The organism is Sphingobium sp. ba1 (assembly GCF_000743655.1).
In the GTDB taxonomy this organism is placed as follows: Bacteria; Pseudomonadota; Alphaproteobacteria; order Sphingomonadales; family Sphingomonadaceae; genus Sphingobium.
Genome location: NZ_JPPQ01000069.1, coordinates 1,877,249 through 1,892,921, shown reverse-complemented (window position 1 = coordinate 1,892,921; position 15,673 = coordinate 1,877,249). Strand labels below are relative to the sequence as shown.

At 63.7% G+C, this 15,673-nt stretch carries 12 protein-coding genes; 9 read left to right on the top strand and 3 right to left on the bottom strand.

What is annotated here, in order from left to right; all coding sequences use genetic code 11:
• The 5 genes from IL54_RS12225 to IL54_RS12205 form a co-directional block, all read left to right on the top strand.
• Nucleotides 1–729: acetyl-CoA C-acyltransferase (locus IL54_RS12225; protein ID WP_037476002.1), on the top strand; the 729-nt coding region annotated here is incomplete at its 5' end.
• A 34-nt stretch (nucleotides 730–763) separates the two neighbouring features.
• A complete protein-coding gene (locus tag IL54_RS12220) occupies nucleotides 764–2,932 on the top strand; it encodes a 3-hydroxyacyl-CoA dehydrogenase NAD-binding domain-containing protein (protein ID WP_193378845.1) in 2,169 nt (722 codons plus the stop codon).
• On the top strand, nucleotides 2,929–4,086 hold the full coding sequence (locus tag IL54_RS12215) for an acyl-CoA dehydrogenase family protein (RefSeq protein WP_037476000.1): 1,158 nt from the start codon (nucleotides 2,929–2,931) through the stop codon (nucleotides 4,084–4,086). Before IL54_RS12220 ends, IL54_RS12215 begins: the two co-directional genes overlap by 4 nt.
• 21 nt (nucleotides 4,087–4,107) lie before the next feature.
• Complete coding sequence (locus IL54_RS12210) at nucleotides 4,108–4,962, top strand: MaoC/PaaZ C-terminal domain-containing protein (protein ID WP_037475998.1); 855 nt, start codon at nucleotides 4,108–4,110, stop codon at nucleotides 4,960–4,962.
• A 38-nt stretch (nucleotides 4,963–5,000) separates the two neighbouring features.
• Nucleotides 5,001–5,807, top strand: a complete 807-nt coding sequence (locus IL54_RS12205; RefSeq protein WP_235209597.1) for an SDR family NAD(P)-dependent oxidoreductase — start codon at nucleotides 5,001–5,003, stop codon at nucleotides 5,805–5,807.
• Between the two features lie 32 nt (nucleotides 5,808–5,839).
• Here the strand turns inward: IL54_RS12205 and IL54_RS12200 are convergent, their stop codons facing one another.
• The 3 genes from IL54_RS12200 to IL54_RS12190 are packed head-to-tail and all read right to left on the bottom strand — an operon-like array spanning nucleotide 5,840 to nucleotide 8,125.
• Entirely contained in the window at nucleotides 5,840–6,346 is a 507-nt protein-coding gene (locus IL54_RS12200) for a nuclear transport factor 2 family protein (protein WP_037478529.1), read from the bottom strand.
• Nucleotides 6,347–6,350: 4 nt separating this feature from the next.
• Nucleotides 6,351–7,127, bottom strand: a complete 777-nt coding sequence (locus tag IL54_RS12195) for an SDR family oxidoreductase (RefSeq protein ID WP_037475994.1) — start codon at nucleotides 7,125–7,127, stop codon at nucleotides 6,351–6,353.
• Nucleotides 7,124–8,125 carry a quinone oxidoreductase family protein gene (locus IL54_RS12190; protein ID WP_037478528.1) on the bottom strand — a complete coding sequence of 334 codons (1,002 nt, stop codon included), beginning with the start codon at nucleotides 8,123–8,125 and terminating at the stop codon, nucleotides 7,124–7,126. Before IL54_RS12190 ends, IL54_RS12195 begins: the two co-directional genes overlap by 4 nt.
• Nucleotides 8,126–8,348: 223 nt before the next feature.
• On the opposite strand from IL54_RS12190, the gene IL54_RS12185 reads away from it, so the two are divergent.
• From IL54_RS12185 to IL54_RS12170, 4 genes are all read left to right on the top strand, one after another.
• Nucleotides 8,349–11,030 carry a LuxR C-terminal-related transcriptional regulator gene (locus tag IL54_RS12185; RefSeq protein WP_193378844.1) on the top strand — a complete coding sequence of 894 codons (2,682 nt, stop codon included), beginning with the start codon at nucleotides 8,349–8,351 and terminating at the stop codon, nucleotides 11,028–11,030.
• 81 nt (nucleotides 11,031–11,111) lie between these two features.
• Nucleotides 11,112–12,041, top strand: coding sequence for a 3-keto-5-aminohexanoate cleavage protein (locus tag IL54_RS12180; protein WP_037475992.1), 930 nt, complete (start codon nucleotides 11,112–11,114; stop codon nucleotides 12,039–12,041).
• Nucleotides 12,041–13,135, top strand: a complete 1,095-nt coding sequence (locus tag IL54_RS12175; RefSeq protein ID WP_037475990.1) for a CaiB/BaiF CoA transferase family protein — start codon at nucleotides 12,041–12,043, stop codon at nucleotides 13,133–13,135. The genes IL54_RS12180 and IL54_RS12175 overlap by 1 nt, the downstream gene beginning before the upstream one ends.
• A gap of 177 nt (nucleotides 13,136–13,312) precedes the next feature.
• The coding region (locus IL54_RS12170; RefSeq protein WP_037478524.1) for a TonB-dependent receptor at nucleotides 13,313–15,673 on the top strand (2,361 nt) is incomplete at its 3' end.

The window sequence follows — 15,673 nt, the reverse complement described above, 5'->3', positions numbered from 1 at the left end:
GGATATACCCGCGAGGATGTCGACGGCTTCGCCGTCGAAAGCCAGCGCAAGGCCGCCCATGCCTGGGACCAGGGCTATTTCAAGCGCTCGATCGTCCCGGTGACAGATGTGCTGGGTGAAGTCATCCTCGACCGCGACGAACATATGCGCCCCGGCACCACGGTCGAAAGCCTCGCCAAGCTCAAGCCGGCGTTCGAAGGCTATGGCAAGGCAGGGTTCGAGGCAGTGGGCAAGGCGAAATATCCCGAGCTGGAAGAAATCAACTATGTCCACCACGGCGGCAACAGCTCCGGCATCGTCGATGGTTCTGGATTGGTGCTGGTGGGATCGAAGGCGTTCGGCGAGAAAGCGGGATTGAAGCCGCGCGGGCGTATCCGCTCCTATGCCAATATCGGCTCTGAACCCACGATCATGCTGACCGCGCCCACCGCCGTGTCGCGCAAGGCGTTGAAGGCAGGCGGGATGACCGAAAAGGACATTGACTTGTGGGAACTGAACGAAGCCTTCGCCAGCGTCGTGATGCGCTTCCAGCGTGACCTCGACATCCCCGATGACCAGATCAACGTGAATGGCGGTGCGATCGCTATGGGCCATCCGCTCGGCGCGACCGGCGCGATGATCCTGGGCACCGTTCTGGACGAACTGGAACGGCGCGACGCAGCAACTGGCCTCATCACGCTGTGCGCCGCCAACGGCCTGGGCACGGCCGCCATCATCGAGCGCGTCTGAACGCGCCCTTGCGAACTATAGAGCGGGACATTCCATGAAGACCATGCAACTGCAAAAGGCCGATGACGGCTTCGCGATCCTGACCCTCGACGCGGAAGGATCGATGAACGTCGTCAACGACGCTTTTTTAGCCGATATGGAAGCGGTGACGAAGCAGATCGCGGAAGATGACAGCATCACGGGCGTCATCCTGACATCGGCCAAGGCCAGCTTCATGGCGGGTGCCGACCTTAAGCAACTGGTCAACGGCTTCGGCACGCTGACGGCAAGCCAAGCCTACGCTTTCTCCAAGCGCGCGACCGACATGCACCGGGCGATCGAACAGTCGGGCAAGCCCTGGGTCGCGGCGATCAACGGGCTGGCGCTGGGCGGTGGGTTCGAACTCACGCTTGCCTGCCATCGGCGCATATTGGTGGACGACGCAAAGGTGCAGGTTGGCCTGCCCGAAGTCAATGTCGGCCTGCTTCCTGGATCGGGCGGCACGGTGCGGCTGGGCCTGATCGCGGGGATGAAAACCGCGCTCGACCTGCTGCTGTCGGGCCGTTCGGTCGGCCCCGCCGAAGCCCTTAAGCTGAAGATCGTGGACGAGGTGGTTTCCGCCGACACGCTGATCGACGCGGCCAAAGCCTGGCTTGCGACCGCGCCCGACCCGGTCAAGCCATGGGACGTCAAGGGCTGGACCCCACCGCAGAAGAAAGGGCTGACCGTCCCTGAAGACTCGACGGCTTATATGATGGCGACGGGTGGCATCGCCAAAGTGGGCTATAATCAGCCAGCTCCGCTGGCGATCCTCAATTGCGTGTTCCAGGGTCTGCAACTGCCCTTCGACAAGGCGCTGACCGTCGAGGGCAAATATTTCGCCAAGCTGCTGACCGATCCGGTCGCGCGCAACATCATTCGCACCACCTTCATTTCCAAGCAGGCCGCTGAAAAGGGCGCGCGCCGTCCCGAAGGCTTTGAGAAATTCGCGGCGAAGAAGGTCGGCGTGCTGGGCGCGGGCATGATGGGCGCGGGCATTGCCTATGTCTCCGCTAATGCGGGGATCGAGGTGATCCTGATCGACCGCGACACCGCGACCGCACAAAAGGGCAAGGATTATGCGGCCAGGGTGCTGGGCAAGCTGATCGAAAAGGGCAAGACGACACAGGACAAGGCCGACGCCGTCCTCGCCCGCATAACCCCTACCGACGATTTCGCCCTGCTCGACGGCTGCGACCTCGTGGTAGAGGCGGTGTTCGAGGACACCGGGATCAAGGCGGAAACGACGCGCAAAGCCGAAGCGGTGTTGCCCGACCATGCAGTGTTCGCCTCCAACACCTCGACCCTGCCGATATCTCAACTGGCGCAGGCATCACAGCGCCCCGACCAGTTTATCGGCCTGCACTTCTTCTCGCCGGTCGAGCGCATGGGCCTGGTCGAAGTCATCATGGGCAAGCAGACCAGCAAGGCGACGCTGGCCAAGGGCCTCGATTATATCGCCCAACTGCGCAAGACGCCGATCGTCGTCAACGACAGCCGCGGCTTCTACACCAGCCGCGTGTTCCAGATGCTGATCCACGAAGGCGCGGCGATGCTGGCTGAAGGCGTGCCGCCTGCGGTGATCGAGAATGCGGCCAAGGCGGTAGGGATGCCCGTTGGCCCGTTGGCGCTGCTGGACGAGCTGACGCTCGACCTGCCGCTCAAGATCGTCGATCAGGCGATCGCCGAGGAAGGCGACGCCTATACGCCGCCCGCCGGCGTTGCCGTCATGCGCCGCATGAAGGACGAGATCGGCCGCTCCAGCCGCAAGGCAGGCGGGGCCTTCTACGACTATCCCGAAGGCGGCAAGAAGCATCTGTGGAAGGGGCTGGCCGATCATTTCCCCACGAAAGCGGACTGGGACATCGAGGAACTCAAGCAGCGCTATCTCTATGCGCAGGCTATGGAAACCGCCCGGTGCCTGGAAGAAAATGTCCTGGAAACGCCGCAGGATGCCGATCTTGGCGCGATCTATGGCTGGGGATTCCCAGCGTGGACCGGCGGCACGATCAGCTATATCGACACCATCGGCATCAAAACATTCGTACAGGAATCTGACCGTCTGGCGCAGCTTTACGGGCCGCGCTTCCTGCCGTCCGCCTGGCTGCGCGACAAGGCGGCGCGGGGTGAAGATTTCTACACCCCCGCCAGCGAAACCACGGTCAAGGAGCCGGTCCCGGCATGAGACGCCTCATCTTCGAACCGGAACATGAACAGTTTCGCGACAGCGTCGTCAAATTCATGAGCACCGAAGTCGGCGCCCATGCCGAGCGGTTTCGCGAACAGGGCATTGTCGACCGCGAGCTGTATCTCAAAGCCGGGGCGCAGGGTCTGCTCTGCACCTGGGCGGACGAAAAATATGGCGGCGCGGGGATCGACGATTTCCGCTTCGAACAGATCATCATCGAAGAAAATATGCGCCATGGCGATGTGGGTTTCTACATCAACCTGCATAATGATCTCGTCGCGCCCTACTTCGCCAAACTGGGCAATGATGAACAGAAGGATCGCTGGATGCCCGGCATCGTTAACGGCGAAAAGATCCTGGCCGTCGCGATGACGGAACCTTCGACGGGCAGCGACCTGGCCGGGATGCGAACCAGCGCCACCGATCAGGGCGACCATTGGCTTTTGAACGGCGCGAAAACCTATATCTCCAACGGCATATTGGGCGACCTAATCGTGGTTGCCGCGCGGACCGATCCCAACAGCCGCCATGGCCTTGGCCTGTTCGTGGTTGAACGTGGCATGGACGGGTTCGAACGCGGCCGCAAACTCGCCAAGATGGGCCTGAAGGCGCAGGACACCGCCGAACTCTTCTTTAACGATGTGAAGGTGCCCAAGGCCAATGTGCTGGGCGATCCGACCCAGGGCTTCAAATATCTCGCCCGTTTCCTGGCGCAGGAGCGGCTGGTAGCCGCGATCGGCTTCATGGCGACGGCGCAGACCGCCTTCGACATCACACTGGATTATGTGAAGGAGCGCAAGGCGTTCGGCAAACCGATCGGCGCTTTCCAGAATACACGCTTCAAGATGGCGTCGATGCGCGCCGAATTGGACGCGCTCCAGACCTATGTGGACCAATGCGTCCTGCTGCTGAACGCGGGCGAATTGACGGCGGAGGATGCATCGGCGGCCAAGCTGCTGAGCAGCGAACTTGAGGGCCGGGTCATGGACGAATGTGTCCAGTTGCATGGCGGCGCAGGCTATATGGAAGAATATCGCATCAGCCGCATGTATACCGACGCGCGGATCAGCCGTATCTTTGCAGGCACCAGCGAAATTATGCGCGAAATCATCGGGCGGGGGCTGGGGCTGGACGAACGCAAGCTGTCCTAAGTTGCTGCCGGGAGAGTGCCGATGTTGAACCTGGATCGCTTGCGGGACTTCGCCATTCCCGCGGCGGAGGATATGTGCGATCCGCGCAGCGCCATCCTCTACGCACTGGGCGTGGGCGCGGGTCTCGGGCCGATCGATGAACAGAATCTGGTGTTCGAGCGTGACTTGGCGGTGCTGCCGACCATGGCGCTGGTGCTAGGTACGCCCGGTTTTTGGCCGATGGCGGCGGAACTGGGCTGGGACTGGGCCAACATCCTGCATGGCGAACAGAGTTTGCGTCTGTTCCGCCCGCTGGAGCTGGGCCAACTGGTGCACGGTCGGATCGAGATTGGCGATATCGCCGATAAGGGACCGGGCAAGCCTGCGCTGGTGCGTGCCAAGCGGACCCTGATGACGCCGACCGACCTGGTGATCGCGGAGATGGAAGAGACCTGGGTGTTGCGCGGCACGGGTGGCTTTGGCGGGCCGCGCGATCTGCCCGGTGCGGCAGCCGTCGCCATGCCCGACGAGCCGGCCCATGCCTTGCTCGACCTGCCGACCGCGATCAACCAGGCGCTGCTCTATCGCCTGACCGGGGATCGCAACCCGCTGCATGTGGATGCCGGAACCGCCGCGTCGGCCGGGTTCGATCGACCGATCCTGCATGGGCTGGCGACGATGGGGCTGGTCAGCCGGGCGCTGGTTCATTCATGCTGTGGTGGCAACCCCGCTCTTCTTACGGCGATTAGTTCGCGTTTCACCGCTCCGGTCTGGCCGGGTGAAACGGTGCGAACGGAAATCTGGCGCGATGGCGTTGATGTGCTGTTTCGCGCCAGCGTCCCCGATCGGGGCATAGTGGTCATGGATGGTGGACGGGCTTGCGTCGCCGGATTTTGAAGGGAACGGGAAGTAACGTGAAGATATTGGATGGTAAGGTGGCCCTGGTATCCGGGTCGGGTCGCGGCATTGGCAAGGCGATCGCGCTCAAGCTGGCGCGCAATGGCGCGCATATCGTCGTCAACGACCTGGACGATGACGTCGCCCATGCAACGGCCGCAGAGATTGAGGCGCTGGGTGTCCGCGCAGTGGTATGCGTGGGCGACGTAACTGCGCTGGATTTCGGCGAGCAATTCATCGCCGCAGCGGCCGACGCCTTCGGCACGATCGACATCATCGTCAACAATGCCGGCTATGCTTGGGATTCGGTGCTACAAAAGACCAGCGACGAACAATGGATGGCGATGCTGGACGTGCATCTAAGCGCCCCGTTCCGCATCCTGCGCGCCGCCCAACCGGTCATCGCGGCGGCGGCCAAGGCGGAGATCGCCGCACATGGCCGCGCCACACGCCGCACCGTCGTCAACATCTCCTCGGTCGCGGGGCTGGGGGGCAATCCTGGGCAGGCGGGCTATGCCGCTGGCAAGGCCGGGATCGTGGGCCTGACCAAGACCGTGATGAAGGAATGGGGCCGCTATAATGTCACCGTCAACGCTGTCGCCTTCGGCGCGATCATGACGCGGATGACCGCGGGGGAGGCGGGCAGTTCGACCATCAATGTGAAGGGCAAGGACATCAAGGCCGGTGTCAGCGACGAAATCTTGGAAGCGATGGAAAAGGGCATACCGCTGGGCCGCGCGGGCACGCCGGAGGAAGCCGCCGGCGCGGTCTATCTTTTGTGCTTGCCCGAAGCGGACTACATCACCGGCCAGGTCATCGTCGCGGGCGGCGGCTGGCAGCTATAGGCGAGGCGGCGGGGCGCGGCCTCGCCTGCCAGTCAAGCGGGCCAGGTCGGCGCGCGCCCATGCATCCCCGTAAAGATCGGCCGCATAGGTTCGGGCACTTGCCCGGCACCGACACCCGTACCGAAATTCAAACCACGCCGTTCACGGATGCGCCACCCGTTAGGCGTGCGCCGCAGCCGGTCCTCATATCCGCCCACCGCCAGCAGATCGGTGGCACGCAGCGGATCGGCATCGGGAATCGCGAACCAATGCCAGGCCAGGATGCGGCTGGCCGCCCGCGCTTCGTCGCCATCCACCTCGATCACGACATTGGTGACATTGTGGCAGCAGCCCAGTAGCGACCCCTGATAGGTCATGCATTGCGCATGGATGGCGTCCCGTCCCACCGCCTTCGCCCCGCCAAAATCGATGATGCCGTCGGGCGTGAACACCTCGTCCGCAATCCGGTGATACTGCATTGCATCGATCAGATGGGCGTAGCGATACAGGCATGCCTCTATCGCGATCCGGTCGGCCAGAATGTGGAGACTGTGGGTCATGATATCAGCCGCAACCGACCACGCCGCCATCGACCGGAATTTGCGCGCCCGTCACATAAGCGCCCGCCCGCGAACATAGAAATACGACAATCCCGGCGATGTCGTCCGGCTTGCCCAGGCGACCCAGCGGAATATGAGCCAGCAGCCCCGCATCGACACTGTCGTCGTCGCGCATATGCGCGGTCATCTTGGTCGGGAAGAAGCCGGGGATGACCGCATTCACCGTGATGTTGCGCGCGGCCAGATCGCCCGCCAGGTCGCGCGTCATCATATGGACCGCCGCCTTGCTGGCGGCATAACTATAGGCGCTCAGCCGCTCGGTCTTCATGCCCGCGACCGAGCCGATATTGATGATCCGCGCCGGATCGTCGTCGGTTCCTGCCGCGCCCAGTTCGGGCAGCAATTCGCGCACCATGGTGAAGGGAGTCTGGACATTCACCGCCATCACGCCGGGCCACGCCTTGTCGGGGAAACTGTCTATCTCTCCGCCCCAGGTCTTGCCCGCATTATTGACCAGGATATGGCACGCCCCCACGGCATCGCGGTAGCGCGCGACCAGATCGACTGCGGCCTCCGGCGTCGAAAGATCGGCGGGCAGGGGGATGCAAGTACCCAATGCCCCCATCTCGCTCGCCGCAGCCTCGCAGATATCGGCCTTGCGCGACGTGATCGCCACCGTCGCGCCCGCGCGCAGCAGCCCTTCGGCGATCATCCGGCCCAGCCCCTGCGCGCCGCCGGTGACGATCGCCTTCTTGCCCGCTAGGCTGAACAGGTAGCTCACATCGTCACCACGACTTTGCCGAATTTGTGACTGTCGCGCAGATGCAGCAGCGCTTCCTTCGCCTGCGCCAGCGGGTAGGTGGCTTCGATCACCGGCCTGATTTGATGATCACTCGCAAATGCCAGCATCTCTTGGAAATCCTGCGGATCGCCCACTTGGCTGCCGACGATGCTGGCGCTTTTCAGGAAGATGTCGGTCGCGTTGAACTTGATCTCGTTGCCCGCGGTCGACCCGTAGATGACGATGCGCGCGCCCGGATTGATCGCGCGGACATAATTGGCGAAGCTGGGCGCGGGCGCGCCGTCCAACACGACGTCGACGCCGCCGGTCAGCTTGCCGACCTGCTTGCGCCAGTCGGGGTCGGTGTAGAGCAGGCCGCCCTTGGCCCCCATGGCGATCGCGCGGTCGATCACCTCCTGGTTCTCGCCGGTGACATAGACATTGGCGCCTTTGGCGACGGCAAAGGCCAGGCCGAAGGTGGCAACACCGCCGCCCACGCCGCTGATCAGCAGCGTCTCGCCCGCCTGCAACCGCCCCTTGAACATCAGCGCTCGCCAGGATGTCAGCGCCGTCAGCGGCATCGCGCCGGCTTCCTCGAAGCTCATGAAGGCAGGCTTGGGCGCCAGATTTTCGACCGGCACGCAGATATATTCGGCGATCGTCCCGGCAAAGGGCATCCCCAGCAGGCCGAAATCGGCGGCGGGGGCATGACGGTTCGGCCCCCAGTTGCGGGCGGGGTAGAGGACGACCTCGTCGCCTTCGCTGGCCCCGCTCACGCCCTCGCCGATCATGTCCACCACGCCCGCGCCGTCGCAACCCAGCGTCGTGGGCACGGTCATGCCGGGATATTGGCCATGGGTGATGAACAGTTCGCGGTGATTGATCGACGCGGCTTTGATAGCGACCCGGACTTCGCCGGGGCCGGGCACGGGCGTTTCGACATCCGCCATGATAACGGAATCGGGTCCGTCGATCTTTTCGAGATACAGGGCCTTCATGGTGAACCTTTCCTGATGCGTCGGCGCGGCCGTTGGGATCGCCTGCCTTTTTCTGGATGGCGCGCCCGCGACGCAGCCTGTCATGCCATCAGGACAATGTTCTGGCGCGCTCATGACCTATCTGTGGATAGGAAAAGGGGATTGCATTTCAGATTTCAACGGTCAGAATATATTTGCAACAATAAAACGAATCGTGCCACGCAGCACGAACAGGAGAGACTGAATGGCCGTTGTCCCGACAATCGTCCTGCCGCCCCGCATCACTCCGACGCTGATCGAGCGTCCGGCGCTGCTGGCGCTGATCCCAAAGGTTGCCCTATCCCGCATGACGGTGGTGTCCGCGCCGGCAGGCAGCGGCAAGACCACGGCCATGCTGTTCTGGGCCGAACGTCTGCGGGCGGAGGGGCGACCGCTGCTGTGGCTGGCGGCGCGCGCGGGCATCGGCAACAAGGCGTCCTTCCTGCTCGCGCTCAAGGCTGCCGGCGTCGCGGCCCGGCTGGATTGGGCCGATCTCGACGCCGACGCGGGTGATGCCGTGTGGCTCGAGGCGCTGTCGACGGTGGTCGAACCCAAGCCGGTCATCGTCATCGACGACGCGCAACTGCTGGACGAAGCGACCCTGGCCTTCATCGCCCAGCTGTCGTCCAGCGCGCGCGACGGCCTGACCATGATCGTGGCGGCGCGCGGCTCGGTAGGACTGCCGCTGGCGCGGATGCGGGCGCTCGGTTTCCTGGTCGAGGTGGGTAATGCCGACCTCTCTCTGACGCTGGCTGAAGCCACGCAACTGGTAACGATGAGCGTGGGCGCGCCGATCGATGCGCAAAATTTGCAGGATATCGTGCGCGATACCCAGGGCTGGGTATCGGGCGTCGTCATCGCTTGCGATCTCTACCGGCGCGGCGCGCAGGGGGCGGGCCAGATGCGGCTGACCGGCCTGCGTCCGGAATTTGCTGAATATTTCCATGAAGAGGTGCTTGGCCAGCAGCCCGACGACGTGCGCCGTTTCCTGGTCGACACATCAATTCTGGATGAACTCACCCCTTCCGCCTGTGCGGCGGTGACGGGCAATGACGATGCGCGCGCCATGCTGGATCGCGTCTTTCGCGAAGGGCTGTTCCTCAATCCGATCGATCAGGAACATGGCCGCTACGCCTATCACCGCCTGTTCCGCGACATGGTGCTGGGCCGCCTGATGGACCGGGCCCCCGCGCGCGCCGCCATGATGCATTGCCGCGCGAGCGATCATTTCGCCGCGACGGGCGACATCCTCAAGGCGGTCGAACATGCCCGACTGAGCGGGGATCAGGCTTTCCTGGCCGGACAGTTGGATCGGCTGGCCGAACAACTCACCTATTCGGGTTATCTGTATCGGATCGACGAGTTGGGCGCGGAACTCCCCTGGGCCGTATTGGCACAACACCCCTATCTGCTGCTGGCTTTGGCTTGGCGGCGGATACGGCAATTGTCGTTCGCCGCCGCCGACAGGCTGATCGCCACCGCGCGGTCGATCCACGAAGCGCGCAACCAGAGCGACGACGTGTCGGCGCATGATAATGAACAACTGAATCTGATGATCCGCCATCGCCTCGTCATGCTGGCGGCGGCGCGCGACGATATGGTGGAGGTGGAGGCGGAAGCCGAACCCCTGCTTGCGGAAATGGCCGAAAGCCACGCCTATCTCAGCTGCACCCTGCTCGCGCAATTGATGTCGGCGCGGCGCGAACTCTATCATTTCCAGGACATGCTCAAGCTTGAGGCGGAAACCCGGCGCGCTTTGTCTCGCCCCGGATCGGACTTCGCGTCGATCGCGCTCAAGGCCTCGGTCGCGCCGACGCTGATGGCGCAGGGCAAGACGCAGCTGGCGCATCGTTTCCTGGACGAGGCCCTTACCCTGGCCCGCGACATTCATGGCGAGGGGTCGGGCCTTGCGGCGCTGCCCGCCTTGCCACTGGCGGAACTCCTTTATGACGCGGGCGATCTGGATGGCGCGGCGGCGCTGGTCGAACGCCACCTGCCCGTGGTGCGGCAATGGGGATTCGCGGACCAGATGGCGTCGGGCTACATCGTCAACGCCCGGCTGCGCGCCGCGCGCGGCGATCTGCCGGGCGCGCTGTCGACGCTCAACGACGCGCATCTGGTCGCGATCGAATGTGGGCTGGACCGGATGCGCGCCTTCATCGTGGCGGAAGAGGTCCGCCTGCTCATCAAGGCCGGCCAGATCGAGGAAGCCGAACGGCATTTTGCCGCGGGCGATTCGCAACTGGACGGCGAACCGATCCCCACGCTGCATCCCACGCGCCGCAACGAAAGCATCGCCATCGCTTGGCTACGGATCGAGATGCAGCGCCATCGGCTCAGCCGCGCGCGCAAGGTTGCGCATCGCTGGCTGGAATTCGTCCGTCGCGCCGGGGCCGTCCGCTCAGCCGTGACGTTCGAACTGTTGCTGGCGGAAATCGCCGTGTTACAGGGCAATCGGTCCGAAGCTCGTCGCGCCGTGCGGACCGCGGTCGAAATGGCCGAACCGGCGGGCTGGGTCCGCATCTTCGTCGATGAAGGCGAAGTCATCGCCTCGCTGCTGACCGAAGCCTATGCACAGGGGCCGGAACTGGAAACCCCGGCCGACCGCTTCGCCGTGCGGCTGGTGTCGCTGATGCGCAGCGGCCCGCAGATCGAAAGCGACGAGGAGGATGACGATGATTTCGGCCTGACTGGTCGCCTTGCCAACCGGGAAGTCGATATCTTGATGATGGTGAGCGGGGGCCTGCGCAACCGCGAAATCGGCGACCGGCTTGGCCTGACCGAAGGCACGGTCAAATGGTATATGCAGCAGATCTACGACAAGCTGGGCGTTCGGCGGCGGCCGCAGGCGGTGTTGCGCGCGCGCCAGCTTGGCATCCTGCCCTGACGCTCCCGCTTCCGCCTACCCAAGGATAGATTGCGCGTCCTCACGCGCCTGCCATCGCCCAGCCGGGCGAAAGGAACCATCATGGCCAAACGTAAAGTCATCATCAGCTGCGCCATCACCGGCGCCATCCATACCCCTTCCATGTCGCCCTATCTGCCGATCACGGCAGAGGAGATCGCAGAGTCGGCGATCGGCGCGGCGGAAGCGGGCGCGGCGATCATCCACCTGCACGCCCGCAATCCCGTCGACGGGCGGCCCGACCAGAATCCCGACTTGTTCACGCCCTTCCTCAAGGTCATCAGGCAGCGCAGCGACGCGGTGCTGAACCTGACCACCGGCGGCCATCCTTCCATGACCGTGCAGGAACGGATGCGCCCGGCGCAGAGCTTCGCGCCCGAAGTCGCCAGCCTCAATATGGGCACGATGGGCTTTGGCCTGTTCCCGATGCTGGACCGGTTCAAGGACTTCAAGCATGACTGGGAACCGGTCGCACTGGAAGCATCGCGCGACCTGGTGTTCAAGAATACCTATGCGGATATCGAATATCTGCTGGCCACCCTGTCGCCGCTCGGCACCCGCTTCGAATTTGAATGTTACGACACCAGCCACCTCTACAACCTCAAATATTTCCTTGACCGCGGGCTGGTGAAGGCGCCTTTGTTCATCCAGACCTGCTTTGGCATATTGGGCGGCATCGGCAGCCATCCCGACGACATCATGCATATGAAACGCACCGCCGACCGACTGTTCGGCGATCAATATCAATGGTCGGTGCTAGGCGCAGGCGCGCGCCAGATGAGTATCGTCGCCATGGCCGCGTCGATGGGCGGCAATGTGCGGGTGGGGCTGGAGGATTCGCTCTGGGGCGGCCCCGGCCGCCTGGCGCAGACCAATGCCGAACAGGTCGCGACCGCGCGCCAGATCATCGAGGGTATGGGGCTGGAAGTGGCTACGCCGGATGAGGCTCGCGCTATTCTGGACCTCAAGGGCGCGGACCGGACCAACATCTGATGACCAAGCTATCGGGGCCGCTGGCCGGTATCCGCATCGTCGAGATCGACGCTATCGGCCCGGTGCCGCTGGCGGCGATGCTGTTGGCGGATATGGGGGCGGAGATCATCCGCGTCGCGCGACCACCATCGGCGGGCGCGGGCGAATGGGACGATGTCGGCGGCGACATTCTCCACCGCAGCCGGACGGTGATCCATCTCGACCTCAAGCGCGATGATGACCGCGCCCAGCTGCTCGACCTGATTGATCGGGCGGACGGCCTGATAGAGGGCTATCGCCCTGGTGTGATGGAGCGGCTGGGCATCGGCCCGGACATCTGCCTGGCGCGCAATCCGCGCCTGGTGTTCGGCCGCATGACCGGGTGGGGCCAATCGGGTCCACTGGCGATGCGCGCTGGGCATGACATCAACTATCTCTCAATCACCGGCGCGCTGAACGCGATGGGCGAACAGGGCGCGCCGCCGCCGGTGCCGCTCAATCTGGTGGGCGATTATGGTGGCGGCGCTATGTTCCTGATCTTCGGCCTGCTCAGCGCCCTGCTGTCGGCGCAACGAACGGGACAGGGGCAGGTGGTCGACGCCTGCATCACCGACGGCGTCGCGTCGCTGATGAGCCTTTTTTACGCTTGGCAGCCCAAGGGGCTATGGACCGATGCGCCCGCCTCCAACCTGCTGGACGGGGCCGCGCCTTTCTATCGCTGCTATATGTGTGCGGATGGTCGGCATGTCGCGGTCGGTTGCTTGGAACCCAAATTCTTTGCCCAGATGGTCGATGGGCTGGGCCTGTCGGATCGTCGCTACGACCAGAACGACCGCGCGACTTGGCCAGCGATGCAGGCCGATTTTACGGCCGTCTTCGCGACCCGCACGCGCGACGCATGGGCCGATCATTTCGGGGAGACCGATGCGTGCGTCACCCCGGTTCTGGCGATGGCCGAAGCGCCGGGGCATCCGCATAATCAGGCGCGCGGCACCTTTATGCAGCGGGAAAGCATCGCCCAACCGGCACCCGCGCCCAGGCTGGATCGCACGGCAGGGGCCATCACCGAAGCCGCCAGCGCGGACGCGGCGGACATCATCCGCCGCTGGTCCTAATCGCCACGCCAAAAGCCTGCGGCATAATTACCACGAGAGACAGATTAGTTTCAATCTGTTCAACGATTCCTGCCGAAAGGTAGGTGGAGAATGGCGGCTATGACCGCCTCTATGCGCCGGTAAGGACGATGCCTGCAAAAAGAACAGGCGATCCAGATCGGCCAAGGGAGAGAGAGAATGAAATTCGGCATTTTGAGACTGGCGTTGCTGACGACCGGTGCGACCTTGGCGACCCCGCTCTGGGCGCAGGACGCGACCAGCGCCGCGCCCCAGGCTGAAAGTTCCAGCAGTGGCGACATCGTCGTCACCGCCCGCCGTCGCGAAGAACGGTTGCAGGACGTGTCCGTCTCCATCTCCGCCTTCTCGGCCGCCTCGCTGGAACGCAGCACCGTCCAGACGGTCAGCGACGTCAAGACGATCGCACCGGGCTTCACCTTCTCGTCCGAAGGCGGCAAGGACAATGTCGCGCTCACCCTGCGCGGCATCGGCCAATTGCCGCTGGGCGAAGTCACGCCGGGCGTCGTCATCTACCTGAACGACACCCCGCTGCCTGCCGTCGGCTCCAACGTGCCGACCTACGACATCGGCAGCATCCAGGTGCTCAAAGGGCCGCAGGGCACGTTGTTCGGCCGCAACACGCTGGGTGGCGCCGTCGTCATCGGCAGCCAGCGCCCGACCTATGAATTTGAAGGTTATGTCGAGGGCACCTATGGCAGCTTCGACTATCGCGAACTGGAAGGGGCGATCAACGTCCCCATCATCGCCGACAAGGTGGCGTTCCGCGCGGCCGGCCAGGTCCGGCGGCAGGATCCTCGTACGATCGCGTTCGACGGTGGCCCCGGCTTTGACAATATCAAGCAGGACGCCTTCCGCCTGTCCTTGCTGCTGGAGCCGATCGAGGGTCTGAAAAGCACCACCATCTACGAATATTTCAAGAGCGACGAACTGGCCGGTGGCCTTTATCTGCTGCGCCAGAATTTCTCGCTCGCCGCCTTCGGCCTCGGCGTGCTGGACCCGCAGGCACAGCAGGCGCTCGAAACGCAGCGCGCCAACCGGCGCGGTTCGTTCGACGGCGGCATCAATGGCGGCCGTTCGTCGCGCAAGATGACGTCGATCACCAACGACACCTCGTTCAGCTTTGGCGACCTGACGCTGCGCAACATCTTCGGTTTCCGCAAGAATTTCAGCAATCAGCTGATCAACACCGGCGCGCTGCAAAATCTGTCGATCCCCACCGGCCTGCCCGCGCCACTCCCCGCTGCTGTGCCCTTCACCCTGTTCCACGCCGCGTCGGTGCTGGATCGCCAGTATCTGACCAACGAAACCCAGTTGCTGGGCGATTTCGGGTCGTTCAACTTCATCACCGGCGTCTTCTACAATAACGACAAGTCCGCCGGTCCCACCGGATCGCAATTCACGGCCTTCTCGGTCGGTGGAGTGCCAGCGCCTGCGGTTAGCGCGCATGTCCGCAACAAGAATTTCGCGGTCTATGGCCAGATCGGTTATGAAATCACGGATAAGCTGAAACTGAACCTCGGCGCGCGTTACAGCTGGGACAAGGTATCGGCCTGCGGCGGCACGATCGGCACCAGCTACGTCGATGAGGATACCTGCCTGGCCACGGCAGCGCTTGGCTTGGCCGATGGCGTCGGCACCGTCTCCAACAAGGGGGAGGAGCCGAGCTGGACCATCGGCCTGGATTACAAGGCGACGCCCGACTGGCTGCTCTACATTTCGTCGCGGCGCGGCTATCGCGGCGTGAACATCAACACCCCGCTGTTCGAAACGCCCTTCACCACCGGCGGCGTCGATCCGTCCTGCGTCGCAACCGGCGGCGTCTGCCCCGACCTGCGCGCCTTCCAGAAGACCGGCGAGGAGCGGATCACCGACGTCGAACTGGGGTCGAAATATGACTATCATGTGGGGGAGGCACGCGGCCGATTGAACATCGCGGCCTATTACAGCAAGTATAAAAACGCGCTGCAATTCCTCAACACGCAGACCATCATCCCCAATGGCACGCCGGATTCGCCGACCAACGGATCGCTGGCGGCCAATGTCGCCAACCTGCGGATATGGGGCGTGGAACTGGAAGCCTCGATCAGCCCCACCCGCAACTTCACCGTGTCCTTCAACGCCGCCTATACCGACGTGAAGGTGGAAAGCGTCAACGTACCGAACGGGCTGCCCGCCTCGGTCACGCTGGGCAAGGCGCAAATCAACACCTACTCGCCCAAATTCTCCGGCACGGCGAGCGTGAGCTGGATCCTGCCGATCAAGCCGGCCGACGGCGATCTCGCCTTCAACTCGGACCTGTTCATGACCGATGATTTCGGTGGCCAGAACGGCGAAAAGCTGCCCGGCTACAAGCTGGTCAACGCCCGCCTCGACTGGCGCGGCATTGGCGGCACGGGCCTGGATCTGGGCGTGTTCGTGAAGAATGTCTTCAAGGAAGAATATTTCTCGGCGTCCAGCGTATTGCTGTCCTCCTTCCCGCTCAGCTCGGTCTATGCCGGGGAGCCACGGACCTGGGGCGTC